The sequence below is a fragment of the Achromobacter arsenitoxydans SY8 genome, from assembly GCF_000236785.1.
GTDB classification, from domain to species: domain Bacteria; phylum Pseudomonadota; class Gammaproteobacteria; order Burkholderiales; family Burkholderiaceae_B; genus Achromobacter; species Achromobacter arsenitoxydans.
In genome coordinates this window covers 13,131-30,239 of record NZ_AGUF01000058.1, presented here as the reverse complement: position 1 = coordinate 30,239, position 17,109 = coordinate 13,131, and the positions used below count along the sequence as shown (strand labels likewise).

Below are 17,109 nucleotides of genomic sequence, written 5' to 3'. Positions count from 1 at the left end.
ATGGATTTCACAGGTTTTCCGGGCCTGGCGGGCAAGACCGCCGTTGTCACCGGCAGCACCCAGGGACTGGGCGCGGACATCGCGCGGGGATTCGCCGCGGCCGGCGCCAATGTGGTGCTGATCGGCCGCAATGCCGCGGCCGGGCTGGCCCTGGAGCAGGCGCTGGGCGGCCGCGCGCTGTATTGCGAAACCGATATCGGCCAGGACAGCCAGATCCAGGCGGCCATCGACGCCGCGCTGGCGCGCTTCGGCCGGCTCGATATCCTGGTCAACAACGCCTGCCAGTACGCGGACCGCGGCCTGGCGTCGACGCGCGAAGAATGGCACCGCACGCTGGACACGAACCTGGTGTCGGCCGCGATCTTCACGCAGCTGGCGGCGCCGCACCTGCCGCGCGGCGGGGTGGTGGTGAACATGGGCAGCACGGGCGGCAAGTTCGGCGCGGCCGGCCGGGCGCTGTACCCGGCGTCCAAGGCGGCGCTGCTGCAGATCACCAAGAACTTCGCCGTGGAGCTGGCGCCGGCGGGGATACGGGTGCTGGCGGTGTCGCCGGCATGGACCTGGTCGCCGTCGGTCGAGCAACTGTCGGGCGGTTCACGCCAGGCCGCCGACGCGGTCGGCGCGCATTTCCATCCGCTGGGCCGGGTCGGATCGGGCGAGGAAATCGCCGCGGCGGTCTGTTTTGCCTGCTCCGACGCGGCGTCTTGGATGACGGGTGTGGATATCCCGGTGGACGGCGGATTTTCCGTCCTGGGGCCCGACCGCGGGATTTCTCCGCGAGTCTGGTTCAAGGAATTGGCGCCGGGCGACGGGGCCTGATGCCGGCATGATTGCGGAAGGCCGGAGTAGCTCGAACCGGTGTCTGCATGTTTGCGGAGCCCGGTGTGGATGGAACCGGTGTCTGACACCCGCGTGGGATGCGCTTCATGCCTGGGCTGGCGCGCCCTTGGTGTCAGACACCTGCGACCGCCCGCGCGCCGTCTTCGCTAGCGGATGACGATTTCGCCTTCTTCCAGACCAGCCTTGCCGCCCACCTGGTCTTCCAGGAACTCCTGCATCTTGTTGCCGAGCTGGATCGTCGCGCCGCTGCAGAAGCGCCGGGTGGCGGCGATGGTGGCGTTCTGCTGGGGCAGCAGGTCGCGCGCGAGCTGGGCCTCTTCGGATTCCAGTTCGGCCAGGTCGCCGATGAGCTTGGCATGCGTGTTGCGCGCGCGCTCGACCACGTCGCCGCTGGCCCGCTGCGGATTGGCCTGCAGGAACATCAGCAGCTGTTCCAGCTTGGCCTTTTCCTCGTTCATCTTCAGGCGCTTGCGGGTCAGGGCGGTGCGCTTGATGTCGGCGTGCGGATCCAGGCCGGCCTGCACCCGCGTCGGAATGCCGGAGGGCGAACCGATGGTGCCGGCGCGAACGGCAAGCAGGGCGCGGGTTTCGCCGCCCGTGATGGCGCTTTGCTGGGTGTTCGGGGGACCGACGTTCACGCTGCCGCCGGCGGCAATGCTGCTCTGGCGGATTTCGCGCTCGACGTCGATGTCCTGGCCCGCGCTGATGACGGCGTTCTCGATGAACTTCGCGCGCAGCGCGCCGCCACAGACGATGTGGGCGGTCCGGGCGGCGGCGCTGGCATCGTGCAGGGTTTCGGCCATGCCGATGATGCCGCCCCTGACGGTGACGCTGCCGCCGGCTTCCACCAGCGCGGCCTCGATGGTGCCGTTCACGACCACGTCGCCCGTCACGCGCACTTCCATGGTGGCGCTGATGTCGCCGCGCACCTGCAGCGAGCCTTCGAATGTGATGTTGCCGGTGGACAGGTTGACCGCGTCCACCTCCACCATCGGGTTCACCTGCACGCCGTGCGTGATCAGCATGGGCGTGCCGGCGATGGCCGCGCGCAGCAGCAGGGGATCCTCGGGGTCGACGGCGACGCCGGACAGCTCCTTCGAGAAGGGCGTGTCGGGCAGTTCGTCGGGCAGCACGGCCTCGCCCAGCACATTGGTGCCGTCCACGCCGGGCAGCGGCGGAATCCGGCGCATGAGCGGCGTGCCGGGAGACACCAGGAGCAGGCTGCCGAGGTCGCGGTAGTCCACCTGGGCGAGTTCGTCGATATCCTCGGCGCGCGGCTTCAGGCGGTCCAGCAGGCTTTCAAAGCGGGTGGGGGTGCCGCGCGTGGGCGGGGTGCCTTGGGCGGCCAGGATGGTCTCTGCCCGTCCCAGCGCGACGGCTTCGGCCAGCGCCTGGTCCAGCACGCCAAAAACGATGCCCTGGTCGGTCAGGGCCTGGCGCACCGCCTCCAGCGCGACCGGCTTGCCGCCCTTGGGCGGCTGCAGCGTCAGCGTCGCGGCCATGCGGGTCGCGTTCAGTTCGATGTCGAAGCTGCCGTCCACCACCTTGCCGACAGGGCACTGCACGGGCTCGGCGGCGTTGCGGCAGAGATCAATGAAGGCCAGGATGGCGTGGCTGTCCAGGGCCTCTGCGGCCCAGCCCTGCGCGCCGGCCGCGGCGACCAGCGTGTCCCAGTTCGGCAGGTCGGTGTTGACCACCGGCGCATCGGCATTTTCGGATTCAGCGGTGTCGACGGCGACGGCGACGGCGACGTCGGCCGCGTTTTCGTTTGCCTGGGCCTCGTCCGCAGAGACCGACAGGGCTGGCGCCCCCGGGGCGCTGGCGGCGTCGTCCGGCGCAGCGCCGGTGGGCGCGGGCCGGGGCGGCGGCGTATAGACCGCCGTCAGGACGTTGGTTTCGGCGTCCAGCAGCAGCTGGAGCATGTTTTCTGCGCCCATTTCACCCTCTCTCCTGCCCGGCACGCGGCGGCCAGGTTTAATCATTTAGTAATTGTACGAAATATTACGTCATATTCTAAGCAGAGTACGAAATTGCCAACCGGTAGCGGTGAATTTATCGGCCGCATGCCGTAATTATGTCCCCATTTTCCCCTGTGGAGCCGGCGCGCGGTCCAGGACTAGGGCATCGGCAGGAAAGACAAACCGGCATTGCCGCAAGCAGCATAGGGGCTCGCCAACGCGTCTCAGGACGCCGCCGGAGCCCCGTCCCATGTCCCAACCACCCACTCCCATTCTTTCGGCCATGCGCGCCCTTCTGGCGCGCGCCGGCGGGATGGCGGCGGTGGCGGCCCTGGCGACGGGCGCTCTGGCGCTGGCGAGCTCCGCGCCCGCCCACGCCGCAGAGAACTACCGCTACAAGGATCCGTACGGCGTCTGGCGCACGATGAAGGTGCCCAACGGTTACGGCAAATACTACAAGCGCGCGCAGGCGCGGACCGCGGTGCGCGGCGGCGGAAAGCTTTGCCTGACCTGTGAACCCGAGGCCGGCGAAGGGGCCAGGCGGGTGTCGCTGGTGGCGGCGGCCCCCGCTACGGCGCTGCGCTGGGGGGCGATCAAGCCGACCACCAAGCATGACAACCTGATCGCGCGCGCCGCGCAGGATTCGGGCGTGGACCAGGCCCTGCTGACGGCGATCATCGCGATCGAATCAGGCTTTCGCAGCGATGCCCGTTCGCCCAAGGGCGCGCTGGGCCTGATGCAGCTCATGCCGGCCACCGCCGCACCGCTGCTGTCGGTGGACGACGTGGAGCGTGCGCTGGTGGATCCGGCGACGAATGTGCAGGCCGGCTCGCGCCACCTGCGCCGGCTGATCGACCGCTATCCCGGCCGCCTGGACCTGGCGCTGGCCGCCTACAACGCCGGCGAAGGCGCGGTGCGCAAGTACGACGCGGTGCCGCCCTACGCGGAAACCCAGGCCTACGTGAAGAACGTGACCGCCCTGTACGAGCAGTACAAGGCGCCATGAAAAAAGCGGCCCGCGGGCCGCTTTTTCTTGGCGTTTCGGTCAGAGTGCCGCGAAGACCTTTTCCGCGATGTCCAGCGTGGACTGGATCACTGCGTCGTCGTGCGTCGCCGAGACAAAGCCCGCTTCAAACGCGGACGGCGCGAAATGCACGCCGTGGTCCAGCATGGCGTGGAAGAAGCGGTTGAACGCCGCCGTGTCGCAGGCCGAGACCTGCGCGAACGAGGCCGGGATCGAATCGCTGAAGTAGATGCCGAACATGCCGCCCACCGAATCGGCAGAGAACGGCAGGCCGGCCTTGCGGGCGCGCTCCTGCAGGCCTTGGGCCAGCTTGGCGGTCTGGGCCGACAGCTTGTCGTAGAAGCCCGGCGCCGCGATCAGGCGCAGCGTGGCCAGGCCAGCGGCCACGGCCACCGGGTTGCCGGACAGCGTGCCCGCCTGGTAGACGCCGCCCAGCGGCGCGATGTGCTTCATGATCTCGGCGCTGCCGCCGAAGGCGCCCACCGGCATGCCGCCGCCGATCACCTTGGCCAGCGTGGTGATGTCGGGCTTGACGCCGGTCAGGCCCTGGACGCCCTGCGGACCGACGCGGAATCCGGTCATGACTTCGTCGAAGATCAGCAGCGCGCCGTGCTGCGTGCAGACCTCGCGCAGGCCTTCCAGAAAGCCCGGAGCCGGCTTGATCAGGTTCATGTTGCCGGCGACCGGCTCCACGATGATGCAGGCGATATCGGCGCCGTGCTGGGCGAAGGCTTCGCGCACTGCGTCCAGGTTGTTGTATTCCAGGGTCAGCGTGTGCGACACGAATTCCGGCGGCACGCCGGCCGAGCTGGGATTGCCGAACGTCAGCAGGCCCGAACCGGCCTTGACCAGCAGGCTGTCGGAATGGCCGTGGTAGCAGCCTTCGAACTTCACGATCTTGGCGCGGCCGGTGGCGCCGCGCGCCAGGCGGATGGCCGTCATGGTGGCTTCGGTGCCAGAGCTGACCAGGCGCACCTGTTCCAGCGACGGCAGGCGCGAGATCAGCACTTCGGCCAGTTCGATTTCCGCTTCCGTGGGGGCGCCGAAGGACAGCCCGTTGACGGCGGCTTCCTGCACCGCGCGCACGACTTCGGGATGCGAGTGGCCCAGGATGGCGGGGCCCCAGGAGCCCACGTAGTCGATGTATTGCTTGTCTTCAGCGTCCCACACGTAGGGGCCCTGCGCGCGCTTGATGAAGCGCGGCGTGCCGCCCACGGAGCGGAAGGCGCGCACGGGCGAGTTCACGCCGCCGGGGATGCTGCGGCAGGCGCGTTCGAAAAGCTGAGCGTTACTGGACATGGCGTTCAAGACTTGCGGTTGGGGTTGGCGGAATAGGGCGCGGCGCAGGCCGCGGCGGCGGCGCGGACGCTGGGAGCCCCGAACAGGCTGGTGATGACGGCGATGGAGTCCGCGCCGGCCTGCGCCACCAGGGGGGCGTTGTCGGGCGTGATGCCGCCGATGGCGACCACGGCCGGGCGGGGCGCGTCGCGCTCTTGCACCAGCCGGCGGGCCTCGGTCAGGACGGACAGCGGCGCGCGCACGGTGTCGGGCTTGACGGTGGACGGGAACATGGCGCCGAAGGCGATGTAGTCGGCGCCCGCGTCCAGCAGTTCGCGCGCCCGGTTCAGGTCGTCGTAGCTGGAGCCGCCCAGGATCAGGTCCGGGCCGGCTTCGCTGCGAATGCGGGCCAGGCTGTCGTCGTCGCGGCCGACGTGGGCGCCGTCGGCCCCCACGTCCAGCGCCAGGCGCCAGTCGTCATTGATCAGGAAGACCACGCCCAGTTCGCGGCACAGCGGCGCCAGCGCGCGGGCCTGCGCGGCGCGCACGGCGTCGGGCACATCTTTGCGGCGCAGTTGCAGCGCGCGCATGCCGCCCGCGGCGGCATCGCGCACCGCCTGCAGCAGGCGGTCGGTATCGTCCCATTCGGGGGTGACGCCGTACAGGCCGGCGGGAAAACGCAGGGACTTCATTGGGGCAGGATCCGGTTGGGAATGCGCCGGCCCATGCCCGGCAGGAAGCTGGCGGCCACGGAGGCGTCGGCGTGAGCCAGGCCTTGCCGCACGGCTTCAGGCATTTCCAGCCCGCGCGCCAGCATGGCCGTGATGGCGGTGGCGGCCAGGCCGCCGGCGTCGCCGTTGCGGTCCGGGGGCGCCTGCCAGGGCCAGGTGTGGGTCTGGCCGCCGGGGCCCAGCAGCACGTTGGCGAAATGGCCGGGGCGCTGGGGGCTGCCCAGCACCAGGACCCATTCGGCGCCCGCCGCCGCCAGGGCGTGCATGGGCGTAGGTGCGTCCCCGATATTGATGTCGCCGTCGGCGTGCCACTGCGCCAGGCGCAGGTGCTCGATGACCAGCAAATCCGTCTGCGGCAGCACCAGTTCCAGCGTGGCGGCCAGCAGATCGTCGGCTTCGTCCTCGTCGGCGGCGTCGGCCGGCAGCTGGGCGCGCTGTCCCAGGTGCAGCACCAGCGGCACCTGGCTGTAGTCGGCGGCGACCTGCGCTGCGACACTTGCAGTTTCCGCGGTGTATAGTCCGCCCACCTTGATGGCCTGCACGGACATGTCTTCGAGCAGGCAGCGCGCCTGGTCGTCCAGCAGGTCGGGCGATACGGGATGGATTTCTTCGATGCCGGCGGTGTCTTGCACGGTCAGCGCCGTGACGGCCGCCAGGCCATGACAGCCCAGGCGGGCGCAGGTCACGGCGTCCGCGGGCAGGCCGTCCGAACCCGAGGGATCGAGCGGACCGAAGACCAAAACGAGAGGGGGAGTAACGGGGGCCACTTGACTGCGCTTGGAGTTAGGGTTGCCCGGGACGCATTTGGCATGAATCAGGGGAACCCCTATTGGGTTTCGGTAAGATTGTCCCCATTCTAATGGAAGCCCCCCACCTTTGCCCCGCCGCGGGTACCCCGGTGGGGAATTGATGTAAGAGAGAACTATGCGTACTTGGATGTGTCTGATTTGTGGCTGGGTCTATGACGAAGAGGCCGGCCTGCCCGACGAAGGCATCGCTCCCGGCACCCGCTGGGAAGATGTGCCGCCGAACTGGGTCTGTCCTGAATGCGGCGCCCGCAAAGAGGACTTTGAACTGATGGAAATCTGAAGCCGTATCGCCGACTTATTCCGCCAGGGCTCGTAAGATGGGGCTTACCCCATCCATCGCAACCGTCGGATTGCCGTCAGGCATGATGGGCCGCATTTGCGCGGCCTCTCCAACGGTTCACTCAGACTACCCATGAAGGGGTTGCCATGACGGAAAAACTTCACGAAGACGCCACCGCGCAGGCGGCCAACTTCGCCAATCAATTCCTGATCGCCATGCCCGGCATGGTGGAAGGAAGCCTGGCGGGTTCCGTCATCTATGTGTGCGAGCACACTGAACGCGGCGCGCTGGGCCTGGTCATCAACCGGCCCACCGACCTGACGCTGGGCACGCTCTTCGAGCGCATCGACCTGTCGCTCGAAATCGGGCCGGTCAAGGACACCTACGTTTTTTTCGGCGGCCCGGTCCAGACCGACCGCGGCTTTGTCCTGCATGCGCCCGCGGGCGACTACAGCTCCAGCATCAAGCTGGGCGACATGGCGCTGACCACCTCGCGCGATGTGCTGCAGGCCGTGGCCGACGGCAACGGACCTGCGCGCATGCTGGTCACGCTGGGCTACGCCGGCTGGGGCGCCGGCCAGCTTGAAAGCGAGATGGGGCAGAACGCCTGGCTCAGCGTCGGCGCCGACGACCACATCATTTTCGACGTGCCCCCCGAAGAGCGCTACCCCGCGGCCCTGAAGCTGCTGGGCATAGATCCTGTCATGCTGGCCGGCGACGCGGGCCATGCCTGAGGAAACACTGCTTGCCTTCGACTTCGGCGAGAAGAAGATCGGCATCGCCATCGGCAATACGCTGACCCGCCAGGCGCGGCCCCTGGAAATCATCTTCAGCGAAGTGCGCGACGCGCGCTTCGGCCGCATCGCGGCGCTGCTGCAGGAATGGCAGCCGCACCGCGTGGTCGTGGGCCTGGCGCTGGACGCCGACGGCGGCGAACAGCCCGCCACCGCCCGCTGCCGCCGTTTCGCCAACCAATTGCATGGCCGCTTCGGCGTCGCGGTGGAGCTGGTGGACGAACGCGGCTCCAGCATGGAGGCCCAGCGCCTGCTTGGCACCCATGCCGCGGACGACGCGATGGCCGCGGCCGTCATCCTGCAACGCTATCTGGATACCTTGCCCGCGTCCTGACGGCCGCGGCCTGTTCTGCCCATGCTCAATCCGCAACTCGGCCGCCGCGGCGAACTCACGCATCTGCTCACCACGGAAGGCCTGCCGCGGCGCGTCGTCGAACATCTGCTGGAATCGGCGCGCGCCGGCGCCGCGCAACCGCATCCATCGCCTGAGCTGCCCGTGTTCCTCTGCCTGCCCGACACCGACACCGACACCGCGGACCGCGATGCCTTTGCGGCGGCCGCGACCGGCCTGTCGATGCTGCCGGTGCCGCTTGAGAGCGGGGCTGGCGACGCGCTTGCCGAGACCGTCGGCGCCCTGGCGCCCGGCGTGCTGGTGCTGCGCCACGGACAGAGCGGCGCGGCGCATTGCGCTGCCGCTCACGCCGCTCCGGGCCTGCGCGTGCTCAACGCCGGCGATGGCCGGCATGCCGACCCCTTGCCCGCCCTGGCGCTGGTGCAGGCGATCATCGAAACCAAGCCAGACCTCACCAGCCTGGTCGTGACTCTGGTGGGCGACATCCTCCATTCGCGGCTGGCGCGTTCCGTCATCCACGTGCTGACCACGCTGGGCGTGCCCGAGGTGCGCGTGGCGGCGCCGCGCACGCTGTTGCCCGAAGGCCTGCCGCAACTTGGCGTGCGCGCCTGCGCCACGCTAGACGAGAGCCTGCGGGACGCGGACGTCGTCATTGTTCTGCGGCTGGACGTCGAAGGCATCAGCGGTGCGCAACTGCCGTCCGCGCGGGAATACGCCTGCACGCACGGCATCACGCCCGCCGCGCTTGCGCAAGCCCGGCCCGATGTCCTGCTGTTGCCCGCCGCGCGGCTTGCGCCCGGCGTCGAGGTGGACGGCGACATTGCGGCCGCGCTCGAACCCGTCGAAACGCGCCTGGCCGACCTTGAACATCACTTGCGCGTGGCCGCACTGCGGCTGCTTGCCGGAGACCCTTCATGAGGCTGCATATCGCCAACGGCCGGCTGATTGATCCTGCGCACGGCGTGGACGGCCAGCACGATCTCTACATCGCGCAGGGCCGCGTCGTGGCGGTGGGGGCCGCGCCCGATGGCTTCCAGGCCGACCGTCGGCTCGATGCCCGCGGACTGGCGGTGCTGCCGGGCCTGATTGACCTGTCGGCGCGCGTTGCGCAAGCCGGCGGGGCGGGTTTTGCGGCATCCGAACTGCGCGCCGCGCTGGCCGGCGGCGTGACGCAGCTGGTGCTGCCGCCGGACCCGGACGCGCCGCCCGATGAGCCGACCAAAGTGGAAGCGTTGATGCGCCACGCCCAGGCGGGGCAGTGCGCGGTCCATCCGCTGGGCGCGATGACGGTGGCGCTGGCCGGCGAAACCCTGACGGAAATGGCCTTGCTGGCGCGGGCGGGCTGCCTCGCCTTTGCGCTGGGCGAAGCCGGCATCGCCGACACCCGCGTGTTGTGGGGCGCGTTGCGCTATGCCGCCGGACTGGGCCACGCGCTGTGGCTGCGTCCGCAAGACCCATGGCTGGCGCGCGGCGCGTCGGCCGCCAGCGGCGCCTACGCGGAACGGCTGGGGCTGGAAGGCCTGCCGGCGCAAGCCGAGACCGTGGCGCTGCACACGATCTTCGAACTGCAGCGGGCCACCGGAGCCCGCGTGCACCTGACGCGGCTGTCGACGGCCGCGGGGCTGGACCTGCTGCGCGCAGCCAGGCGTGAAGGGTTGCCGGTCACCGCGGACGTGTCCGCCAACAGCCTGCACCTGACTGACGTGGATATCGGTTTCTTCGACACGAACTACCGGCTGGATCCGCCGCTGCGCGGCCAGCGCGACCGCGACGCGATCCAGGCGGCGCTGGCGGACGGCGTGGTCGATGCGCTGTGCTCCGATCACACGCCGGTCGACGGGCGCGGAAAGTCCCAGCCCTTCGCGGCCTGCGCGCCCGGCGCCACGGGGCTGGAACTGCTGCTGTCCCTGACCCTGAAGTGGGCGCGCGACAGCCGCCGGCCTCTGAACGACGCGCTGGCGCGCGTGACGTCGGGCCCGGCCGCCGTGCTCAGGGCCATCGCGCCGCACGTCGAGCCCGGCGGGCACCTGGGCGTGGGCGCGCCCGCGGACCTGTGCCTGGCCGACCTGGACGACGAGTGGATGGCGATGCCGGCCGTGTTGCAGAGCCGAAGTTCCCAGACACCTTTCGCGGGTATGATGCTGCCCGGTCGTGTGCGAGCCACCGTGGTCGGTGGCCAACCGGTCTGGGAGACTCCAGTTTGAAGCTGCTGCGCTTTGTCCTACGCCTGAGCCTTGTCCTGCCCCTGATCCTCTTTGGCCTGCTTTGCGTGGGGCTGGCCTATCCCCTGATGCGCCCGGCGGCGCGCGCCCGGCTGAATCGCCGCTGGTCGCGCTGGCTGATGGCCGCCTGTGGCCTGAAGGTCATCTTCAAGGGCGAGCCGCGCCTGGAGGGGGCGGTGCTGCTGGTGGCGAACCACGTCTCCTGGATCGACATCTTTGTGCTGAATTCGGCGCGCGCCACATCGTTTGTGGCCAAGAGCGAGATCCGCGCCTGGCCGGTCATCGGCTGGCTGGTCGCCGGCGCCGGCACGCTCTTCATTGAACGCGGCCAGCGTCATGCCGTCCACGCGATGGGCGAGTCGATGCAAGCCCGCTTCAAGCAGGGCGACGCGGTCGGCCTGTTCCCGGAGGGCACGACGACCGAAGGCTTTGAACTGCTGCCTTTCCACGCAAGCCTGTTCGAACCGGCCCGCTCGGCCGCGGTCGAGATCCAGCCCGTCGCCTTGCGCTTCCTGCAGCACGGCCAGCGCAGCGGCTACGCGGCCTTCGTGGGCGAAGAATCGCTGGTGGCGAACCTGTGGCGCGTGCTGGGCGTGACGGGGCTGGCCGTCGAGGTGGTGTTCTTGCCGCCGCTGGCCGCGCGGCATCCCGACGGGAGCCTGCCGACGCGGCTGGAGCTCTCGCATCAGGCCCGCGACGCCATTCTCAGCGCGCTTTGAACCCGCAGGCGGCCGCGCCGCCTGTCCGGCGCGTCACCGCCAGCCCGCGGAAAACTCGCAGCAGCTTTCCGCCAGTTCCGCCACGCTCTCGCAAAACGCCACGTCCGCGTCCCGGCGGAACATTGCGCTGTACACCGATTGCGGCGGCGCGGTGCTGGTCCGCGCAATGACCAGCTGCCTGGCGCTGACCATGTCCGCGAAGTAGTCGCGCGGCAGGCAACTGACGCCGAAGCCGGCGGCGGTCAGCCCCGCCATGGCGATCAGGCTGTTGATGGTGAAAATGTTGCTGTCCGCCGTGTGGGGGCGCAGCCACCCGTCGTAGATCATGTTGAGCCCGGACTCCCGGCTCTGCCGCAGCAGCGGCAGCCGTGCAATGTCGGCGGGGGTGTAGACACGGCTGGCGTCGATCAGGTCGGGGCTGCCCATCCAGGCGAATTCCAGCCGCTGCAACGCCACCACCTGCAGGTTGGGTTCCGCGAACTCGCCGTGCAGGAACGCCATGTCCAGCTGGCCGGCCTGCAGGCGCTTGAGCAGGTCGGCGCCAAGGTCGATGTGCGGCTCCAACGTGATGCGCGGGTAATGCGCGCGCAGCAGGCGAATAAGCGCAGGCAGCCAGGTCATGGCCGTGATCTCGGTGATGCCGAAGCGGAAGGTGCCCGTCAGCGTGTGCTGACCTTTCAGGCGCGCCAGCAGGCGGTCGCGGTGGCCCAGCATTTCCTCGGCGAGGGCGTAGATTTCGTGGCCGCGCGCCGTCAGTTCGGCACGGTGCCCGGAGCGGTCGAACAGCGCAATATCGAAGTCGGCTTCCAGTTCCTGGATGCGCTTGGTGATCGCCGATTGCGTGGTGTGCAGCTTCTGCGCGGAGGCTGAAAACGTGCCCAGCCGCACAGTCCAGTACAGCGCTTCGATTTGTTTGAAAGTCAGCATGGGAAGTCGGTGCGAGCGGTGCAGTTCATTCCGAAATTTCCGCTAAGGGGTAACCCCTATATTCCATAAAGAGATGAAGTTCGCTGAAATTTAATCCCTTTTTTGGAATCGCAAAAGCTCGCACCATTCGGTCTGATTCATTCCTGCCGCCCGATCCCGGCCCCTGAAATCCGGGAACCTGACGGCTTAGACTCAGGATACGCAGATCGTCATGGCTACCATTTCCACCGGCGCACGCATATTGCCCGCGTCACCCGTTGCCCCCGCTTCCATCCGGGAAGCGCTTGCCGGCATCGTCACCCCCCATCTCAGCGACAACCTCGCGCGCCGCGAGGGCATCGCCGGCCTGCGCCGCTATAACGGCGCAGGCAAGCTGGTGGGAACCGCGCTGACCGTCAGGACCCGTCCGGGCGACAACCTGCTGATCTACAAGGCCATGATGCAAGTCCAGCCGGGCCACGTGCTGGTGGTTGACGCCGGCGGCGATCTTTCCAATGCCGTGCTGGGCGAAATCATGAAGCGCTACCTGCAGATCCACGGATGCGCGGGCGTCGTCGTCGACGGCGCGATCCGCGACGTCGCGGCCTTCGAGGCCGACAGCTTCCCGTGCTATGCGCGGGGGCATATTCATCGCGGCCCCTACAAGGACGGTCCGGGCGAAGTCAACGTGCCGGTGTCGATTGGCGGGCAGGTCATCAATCCCGGGGACATCGTGGTGGGCGACGAAGACGGGCTGGTGAGCTTTGCTCCTTCGGAAGCCGAGGCGCTGATCGCCGCCGCGCGCGCCCATGCCGACAAGGAGGCGCGCATCATGGCCGAAATCGCCACCGGCGCGAAGACGCAGAGCTGGATGCAGGCCGCGTTTGCCGCGAAGGGGCTCGTATGAACGGCGCCGCCAGCGAATTCCTGGCCGAACGGGCCCGCGTCATCAAGCCGTCGCCCAGCATGGCGGCCAAGAGCCGCGTCGACCAGCTGCGTGCCCAGGGCCGCGACATCATCGACTTCACCGTGGGCGAACCTGATCTGCCCACGCCCGCGCACATCGTCCAGGCCGGTATCGACGCGCTCAACAGCGGCGACATCCGCTACACGTCTTCCACCGGCGCCAAGCCGTTGCTCGAGGCCGTGCGCGCCAAGTTCCTGCATGAGAACGGGCTGGACTACGGGCTGGACGCGCTCATCGTCGGCGTGGGCGCCAAGCAGCTGATCTTCACGGCGCTGGCCGCGACGGTGCAGGCGGGCGACGAGGTGATCATCCCGGCGCCGTATTGGGTGTCCTATCCCGACATGGTGCTGGTCAATGATGGCACCCCGGTGGTGGTGGCCTGCCCGGAGTCCGACGGCTTCAAGCTCACGCCGGAGGCATTGGAACGCGCCATCACGCCGCGCACGAAGTGGGTGCTGCTGAACACGCCCAGCAACCCCACCGGCGCGATGTACGGGGCGGACGAACTGCGTGCGCTGGCGGGCGTGCTGGCGCGTCATCCGCAGGTGTGGCTCATGACCGACGAGATCTACGAACACTTGGCCTATGGCGATGCGCGCCACGCGTCGCCCGCCGCCGTGGCGCCGGAACTGGCCGCACGCACGCTGACGATCAACGGCGTGTCCAAGGCCTACGCGATGACGGGCTGGCGCCTGGGCTACGCGGGCGGACCGAAGGCGCTTATCAAGGCGATGGCCACGCTGATCTCGCAGAGCACCAGCTGCGTCAGCGCCATCAGCCAGGCGGCCGCACGCACCGCGCTGACCGCCGACCAGCAGTGCGTGCGCGATGCCGCCGCCCTGTTCCATGACCGGCGCGACCGCATCGTGGCGCTGCTCAACGCGGTGCCCGGCATCCGCTGCCCGATTCCGCAGGGCGCATTCTATGTCTACCCGTCGGTCGAGGGCTTGCTGGGCAAGCGCACGCCGTCCGGCCGCACGCTGGAAAGCGATCTGGACGTCGTGATGTTCCTGCTGGACGAGGCGGGCGTGGCCGGCCTGGACGGCGCGGCCTATGGCCTGTCGCCATACCTGCGCCTGAGCTTCGCGACCTCGATGGCCAACATTGAAGAGGGCTGCCGCCGCATCCGCGAAGCGTGCGCCAGCCTGACCTGACCTGACCTCCATTTTCTCGGCAGTACCCATACCTATATTCCAAAGGGAAATCGCATGAAGACCGTTATCTCCTCCTTCGTTGCCGCCGTTGGCCTGGTTGCCGGGCTGGCTCCCGCCGCACATGCCGATACGCTTCAGGACATCAAGGCGCGCGGCAAGTTCATTTGCGGCACCATGGGAACGGCCGAGCCGTTCAGCTTCCAGGATCCGAAGACCCGCGGCATCGTGGGCTATGAAGTGGACGTCTGCCAGGCGCTGGCGAACAGCCTGGGCGTGCCGCTCGAGCTCAAGCTGATCGCCGTCGAGGCCCGCATCCCCGAGCTGATCGCCGGCCGTGTGGACGTCGTGGCCGCCAACCTGGGCTGGTCGCCGGAGCGCGCCAAGCAGATTGATTATTCGCACCAGCATTTCGTGAGCCTGCAGAAGGTGCTTGCGCGCGATTCGGAAAAGGACCTGAAGGCGCCGGCCGACCTGGCGGGCAAGCGGGTCAGCGCAGTGCGCGGCTCGTCGTCGGAGCAGGGCGCGCGCAAGAACATCCCCAACGTCGAGCCCGTCACGTTCAAGGATCCCAGCGGCGCCTTCCTGGCCTTGCAGCAGGGCAAGGTAAGCGGTTTCGTGGGTTCGGAGCTGATGCTGGTCAAGCTGCAGAACCAGGCCGCCTCGAGCGCGGTGCCGGTCAAGATCCTGGAACCCGCGCTGTTCGTCGAACCGTGGGGTGTCGGCGTGCGCAAGGGCGATACGGCCATGCTGAACCAGGTGAACAAGGTGCTGGACGAAATGGAGTCGTCGGGCGCGGCGGCCAAGACCTTCGACAAGTGGTTCGGCGCGGGCACGCAGTTCAACATCAAGCGCGACTTCCGCATCGAAGCCATCAAGGGTTGACACGCCAAGCGTGCTGGAGCCTGGTTCGATGCATTACATCTTCGACTTCAGCGCCATATTCCAGGGCGAGTATCCGGACTGGCTGCTCAGGGGGCTGACCACCACCCTGGCGCTGGCCGGGCTCGCCTGGATCCTGGCGTTCTTCGTAGGCAGCCTGCTGGCGGTGATCCGCCTGACGGGCTCGCCCATCGCCAACGGGTTGATCGCGACCTATGTCGCGTTCCACCGCAACGTGCCCATGCTGGTGCACATCCTGTTCTGGTATTTCGGCGTTCCGGCGCTGCTGCCGCAGGCCGCCACCGACTGGCTCAACAGCCATGGCAGCGAGTTCATTCTGTCCTGCATTGCGATCGGGCTGGTGATGTCGGCGTATGTCTGCGAAGACCTGCGCAGCGCCATACGCGGCATCCCGCCCGGGCAAGTCGAGGCGGCGCGCGCGCTGGGGCTGAGTTTTCTTAAGACCATGCGCAAAGTCGTCTTGCCGCAAGCCTTTCGCATCGCGATTCCGCCGCTGCTCAACCAGACCTTGCTGCTGCTCAAGAACACCAGCCTGGCGATGGCCATCGGCGTGACCGAGCTGACCGCGGCCGGACGCGAGATCGAGAACAACACGTTTCGCACATTCGAGGCCTATGCCGTGGTGACGGTGATCTACCTTGTGCTGTCATTCCTGATCATGGGCGGCGGCGCGATCCTGCAACGACGCTACCGTCCGCTGGGAGTGCGCTGATCATGTGGGACATCCTCAAAGACAATTGGCTGCTGCTCCTGATCGGCCAGTATCCGCACGGCCCCATCGGGGGGCTCGCGGCCACCCTGGGGCTGGCCGCCATCAGCCTGGCCCTGGCGCTGCCCTGCGGCGTGCTGCTGGCGCTGGGCCGCATCAGCCCCTACCGGATCTTCTATTGGCCGTCGTCGGCCGTGGTCTATCTGGTGCGCGGCCTGCCGCTGCTGATGTTTATCTTCTGGGCCTATTTCTTCGTGCCGCTCGTCATCGGACGTCCCGTGGCGGGCACGACCACCATGGTGGTGGCGCTGGTCTGCTACGAAAGCGCCTACCTGGCCGAGATCATCCGCGCCGGCATCCAGGCGCTGCCGCCCGGCCAGCAGGAAGCCAGCCGCGCGCTGGGACTGTCGTACCTGCAGACCATGCGGCGCGTCATCCTGCCGCAGGCGCTCTACAACATGCTGCCCAGCATGCTGAGCCAGTTCGTGTCGACGGTGAAGGAAACGTCGCTGGCCTACGTGATCAGCGTGCAAGAGCTGACCTATGCCGCCAACCAGATCAACAGCGTGCTGCTGACCAAGCCCTTCGAGGTCTTCGGCTTGCTTGCGCTGACCTATTTCGTCCTGAATTTTGGCCTGAGTTCCCTGGTGCACCTGACCGAACGCCGTATCGGCAGGCGGCGCGCCGGACCTGCGCCAGCCCAGAAAGTGGTGCCCACATGATCCGATTTTCCGAAGTGCAGAAGTGGTATGGCGAGTATCAGGCGCTGGCCGACGTGACGGCGCAAGTCGACAGGGGCGAGGTCGTCGTGGTGTGCGGGCCCTCGGGCTCGGGCAAATCCACGCTGATCCGTACCGTCAATCGGCTGGAGCCCATCCAGAAGGGCGTCATCGAAGTGGATGGCAAGGACATTTACGGCAAAGACGTCCACCTGGACTCGTTGCGCAGCCATATCGGCTTTGTGTTCCAGCAATTCAATCTCTTTCCGCACCTGTCCGTGCTCGAGAACCTGATGCTGGCGCCGCTGCAGCTCAAGCGCGCCCGCCGTCCGGAAGCCCGCGACCGCGCGATGCAGTTGCTGGAACGGGTGGGGCTGGCGCACAAGGCGGACGCCTATCCAGCCCAGCTTTCCGGCGGCCAGCAACAGCGCGTGGCTATCGCGCGTGCGCTCGCGATGAGCCCGCCCGTCATGTTGTTCGACGAGCCGACCAGCGCGCTGGATCCGGAGATGGTGGGCGAGGTGCTTCAGGTAATGAAGGGCCTGGCCAAGGATGGGATGACGATGGTGTGCGTCACGCACGAGATGGGCTTTGCCCGCGAGGTGGCGGACCGCGTCTGGTTCATGGACGCGGGGCGCATTGTGGAAACCGGCACGCCGGACGCTTTCTTCAGCCGGCCCCAGACAGTCCGGGCACAGAAGTTCCTGGCCGAAATCCGGCATTGAGCCTTGACGCCGCCGTGTGGGC

Annotated in this window: 19 protein-coding genes; 14 read left to right on the top strand and 5 right to left on the bottom strand. The window is 68.1% G+C overall.

Annotated features, from left to right (window positions below; translation table 11 throughout):
* Positions 1–819, top strand: coding sequence for an SDR family oxidoreductase (locus KYC_RS18780; RefSeq protein WP_008165270.1), 819 nt, complete (start codon positions 1–3; stop codon positions 817–819).
* Between the two features lie 167 nt (positions 820–986).
* Here KYC_RS18780 and KYC_RS18775 read toward each other — a convergent pair whose 3' ends face one another.
* Positions 987–2,777 carry a DUF342 domain-containing protein gene (locus KYC_RS18775; protein WP_008165269.1) on the bottom strand — a complete coding sequence of 597 codons (1,791 nt, stop codon included), beginning with the start codon at positions 2,775–2,777 and terminating at the stop codon, positions 987–989.
* A gap of 304 nt (positions 2,778–3,081) precedes the next feature.
* On the opposite strand from KYC_RS18775, the gene KYC_RS18770 reads away from it, so the two are divergent.
* Positions 3,082–3,804, top strand: a complete 723-nt coding sequence (locus KYC_RS18770) for a lytic transglycosylase domain-containing protein (protein WP_008165267.1) — start codon at positions 3,082–3,084, stop codon at positions 3,802–3,804.
* A gap of 39 nt (positions 3,805–3,843) precedes the next feature.
* On the opposite strand, the gene hemL is transcribed toward KYC_RS18770, so the two are convergent.
* Genes hemL through KYC_RS18755 form a run of 3 tightly spaced genes read right to left on the bottom strand, consistent with a single transcriptional unit; the run spans position 3,844 to position 6,598 of the window.
* Complete coding sequence (gene hemL / locus KYC_RS18765) at positions 3,844–5,121, bottom strand: glutamate-1-semialdehyde 2,1-aminomutase (RefSeq protein WP_008165264.1); 1,278 nt, start codon at positions 5,119–5,121, stop codon at positions 3,844–3,846.
* Between the two features lie 5 nt (positions 5,122–5,126).
* The gene (thiE, locus tag KYC_RS18760; RefSeq protein WP_008165263.1) at positions 5,127–5,792 is read right to left on the bottom strand and encodes a thiamine phosphate synthase; all 666 of its coding nucleotides are present in this window, start codon (positions 5,790–5,792) and stop codon (positions 5,127–5,129) included.
* Positions 5,789–6,598 carry a hydroxymethylpyrimidine/phosphomethylpyrimidine kinase gene (locus tag KYC_RS18755; protein ID WP_085945487.1) on the bottom strand — a complete coding sequence of 270 codons (810 nt, stop codon included), beginning with the start codon at positions 6,596–6,598 and terminating at the stop codon, positions 5,789–5,791. The genes thiE and KYC_RS18755 overlap by 4 nt, the downstream gene beginning before the upstream one ends.
* Before the next feature lie 157 nt (positions 6,599–6,755).
* Between KYC_RS18755 and KYC_RS18750 the strand changes: the two genes are divergently transcribed.
* The 6 genes from KYC_RS18750 to KYC_RS18725 all read left to right on the top strand — a co-directional run bounded on the left by KYC_RS18750 (position 6,756) and on the right by KYC_RS18725 (position 11,007).
* Positions 6,756–6,920: a rubredoxin gene (locus KYC_RS18750; RefSeq protein ID WP_003814980.1), complete on the top strand. Its 165-nt coding sequence runs from the start codon at positions 6,756–6,758 to the stop codon at positions 6,918–6,920.
* Positions 6,921–7,066: 146 nt separating this feature from the next.
* Positions 7,067–7,654: a YqgE/AlgH family protein gene (locus KYC_RS18745; protein WP_008165235.1), complete on the top strand. Its 588-nt coding sequence runs from the start codon at positions 7,067–7,069 to the stop codon at positions 7,652–7,654.
* Positions 7,647–8,048: a Holliday junction resolvase RuvX gene (ruvX, locus tag KYC_RS18740; protein ID WP_008165234.1), complete on the top strand. Its 402-nt coding sequence runs from the start codon at positions 7,647–7,649 to the stop codon at positions 8,046–8,048. The genes KYC_RS18745 and ruvX overlap by 8 nt, the downstream gene beginning before the upstream one ends.
* A 21-nt stretch (positions 8,049–8,069) precedes the next feature.
* Positions 8,070–8,984: an aspartate carbamoyltransferase gene (locus tag KYC_RS18735; protein WP_008165233.1), complete on the top strand. Its 915-nt coding sequence runs from the start codon at positions 8,070–8,072 to the stop codon at positions 8,982–8,984.
* On the top strand, positions 8,981–10,270 hold the full coding sequence (locus tag KYC_RS18730; RefSeq protein WP_008165232.1) for a dihydroorotase: 1,290 nt from the start codon (positions 8,981–8,983) through the stop codon (positions 10,268–10,270). Before KYC_RS18735 ends, KYC_RS18730 begins: the two co-directional genes overlap by 4 nt.
* Positions 10,267–11,007 carry a lysophospholipid acyltransferase family protein gene (locus tag KYC_RS18725; RefSeq protein WP_008165231.1) on the top strand — a complete coding sequence of 247 codons (741 nt, stop codon included), beginning with the start codon at positions 10,267–10,269 and terminating at the stop codon, positions 11,005–11,007. Before KYC_RS18730 ends, KYC_RS18725 begins: the two co-directional genes overlap by 4 nt.
* 33 nt (positions 11,008–11,040) lie before the next feature.
* Here the strand turns inward: KYC_RS18725 and KYC_RS18720 are convergent, their stop codons facing one another.
* Positions 11,041–11,934: a LysR family transcriptional regulator gene (locus tag KYC_RS18720; RefSeq protein ID WP_008165230.1), complete on the bottom strand. Its 894-nt coding sequence runs from the start codon at positions 11,932–11,934 to the stop codon at positions 11,041–11,043.
* Between the two features lie 211 nt (positions 11,935–12,145).
* Between KYC_RS18720 and KYC_RS18715 the strand changes: the two genes are divergently transcribed.
* Genes KYC_RS18715 through KYC_RS18690 form a run of 6 tightly spaced genes read left to right on the top strand, consistent with a single transcriptional unit; the run spans position 12,146 to position 17,087 of the window.
* The gene (locus tag KYC_RS18715; RefSeq protein WP_008165228.1) at positions 12,146–12,820 is read left to right on the top strand and encodes an RraA family protein; all 675 of its coding nucleotides are present in this window, start codon (positions 12,146–12,148) and stop codon (positions 12,818–12,820) included.
* Positions 12,817–14,034 carry an aminotransferase class I/II-fold pyridoxal phosphate-dependent enzyme gene (locus KYC_RS18710; RefSeq protein WP_008165227.1) on the top strand — a complete coding sequence of 406 codons (1,218 nt, stop codon included), beginning with the start codon at positions 12,817–12,819 and terminating at the stop codon, positions 14,032–14,034. The genes KYC_RS18715 and KYC_RS18710 overlap by 4 nt, the downstream gene beginning before the upstream one ends.
* Positions 14,035–14,088: 54 nt before the next feature.
* Entirely contained in the window at positions 14,089–14,916 is an 828-nt protein-coding gene (locus tag KYC_RS18705; protein WP_008165226.1) for an ABC transporter substrate-binding protein, read from the top strand.
* A gap of 28 nt (positions 14,917–14,944) precedes the next feature.
* The gene (locus KYC_RS18700) at positions 14,945–15,646 is read left to right on the top strand and encodes an amino acid ABC transporter permease (protein WP_008165225.1); all 702 of its coding nucleotides are present in this window, start codon (positions 14,945–14,947) and stop codon (positions 15,644–15,646) included.
* A gap of 2 nt (positions 15,647–15,648) precedes the next feature.
* The gene (locus tag KYC_RS18695) at positions 15,649–16,365 is read left to right on the top strand and encodes an amino acid ABC transporter permease (protein ID WP_008165224.1); all 717 of its coding nucleotides are present in this window, start codon (positions 15,649–15,651) and stop codon (positions 16,363–16,365) included.
* On the top strand, positions 16,362–17,087 hold the full coding sequence (locus KYC_RS18690; protein WP_008165223.1) for an amino acid ABC transporter ATP-binding protein: 726 nt from the start codon (positions 16,362–16,364) through the stop codon (positions 17,085–17,087). The genes KYC_RS18695 and KYC_RS18690 overlap by 4 nt, the downstream gene beginning before the upstream one ends.
* The last annotated feature ends 22 nt before the right edge of the window (positions 17,088–17,109 follow it).

Coding starts and splice junctions, on each gene's coding strand:
- KYC_RS18780 (WP_008165270.1), top strand. CDS start 1: ATGGATTTCACAGGTTTTCCGGGCCTGGCGGGCAAGACCGCCGTTGTC.
- KYC_RS18775 (WP_008165269.1), bottom strand. CDS start 2,777: ATGGGCGCAGAAAACATGCTCCAGCTGCTGCTGGACGCCGAAACCAAC.
- KYC_RS18770 (WP_008165267.1), top strand. CDS start 3,082: ATGCGCGCCCTTCTGGCGCGCGCCGGCGGGATGGCGGCGGTGGCGGCC.
- hemL (WP_008165264.1), bottom strand. CDS start 5,121: ATGTCCAGTAACGCTCAGCTTTTCGAACGCGCCTGCCGCAGCATCCCC.
- thiE (WP_008165263.1), bottom strand. CDS start 5,792: ATGAAGTCCCTGCGTTTTCCCGCCGGCCTGTACGGCGTCACCCCCGAA.
- KYC_RS18750 (WP_003814980.1), top strand. CDS start 6,756: ATGCGTACTTGGATGTGTCTGATTTGTGGCTGGGTCTATGACGAAGAG.
- KYC_RS18745 (WP_008165235.1), top strand. CDS start 7,067: ATGACGGAAAAACTTCACGAAGACGCCACCGCGCAGGCGGCCAACTTC.
- ruvX (WP_008165234.1), top strand. CDS start 7,647: ATGCCTGAGGAAACACTGCTTGCCTTCGACTTCGGCGAGAAGAAGATC.
- KYC_RS18735 (WP_008165233.1), top strand. CDS start 8,070: ATGCTCAATCCGCAACTCGGCCGCCGCGGCGAACTCACGCATCTGCTC.
- KYC_RS18730 (WP_008165232.1), top strand. CDS start 8,981: ATGAGGCTGCATATCGCCAACGGCCGGCTGATTGATCCTGCGCACGGC.
- KYC_RS18720 (WP_008165230.1), bottom strand. CDS start 11,934: ATGCTGACTTTCAAACAAATCGAAGCGCTGTACTGGACTGTGCGGCTG.
- KYC_RS18715 (WP_008165228.1), top strand. CDS start 12,146: ATGGCTACCATTTCCACCGGCGCACGCATATTGCCCGCGTCACCCGTT.
- KYC_RS18710 (WP_008165227.1), top strand. CDS start 12,817: ATGAACGGCGCCGCCAGCGAATTCCTGGCCGAACGGGCCCGCGTCATC.
- KYC_RS18705 (WP_008165226.1), top strand. CDS start 14,089: ATGAAGACCGTTATCTCCTCCTTCGTTGCCGCCGTTGGCCTGGTTGCC.
- KYC_RS18700 (WP_008165225.1), top strand. CDS start 14,945: ATGCATTACATCTTCGACTTCAGCGCCATATTCCAGGGCGAGTATCCG.
- KYC_RS18695 (WP_008165224.1), top strand. CDS start 15,649: ATGTGGGACATCCTCAAAGACAATTGGCTGCTGCTCCTGATCGGCCAG.
- KYC_RS18690 (WP_008165223.1), top strand. CDS start 16,362: ATGATCCGATTTTCCGAAGTGCAGAAGTGGTATGGCGAGTATCAGGCG.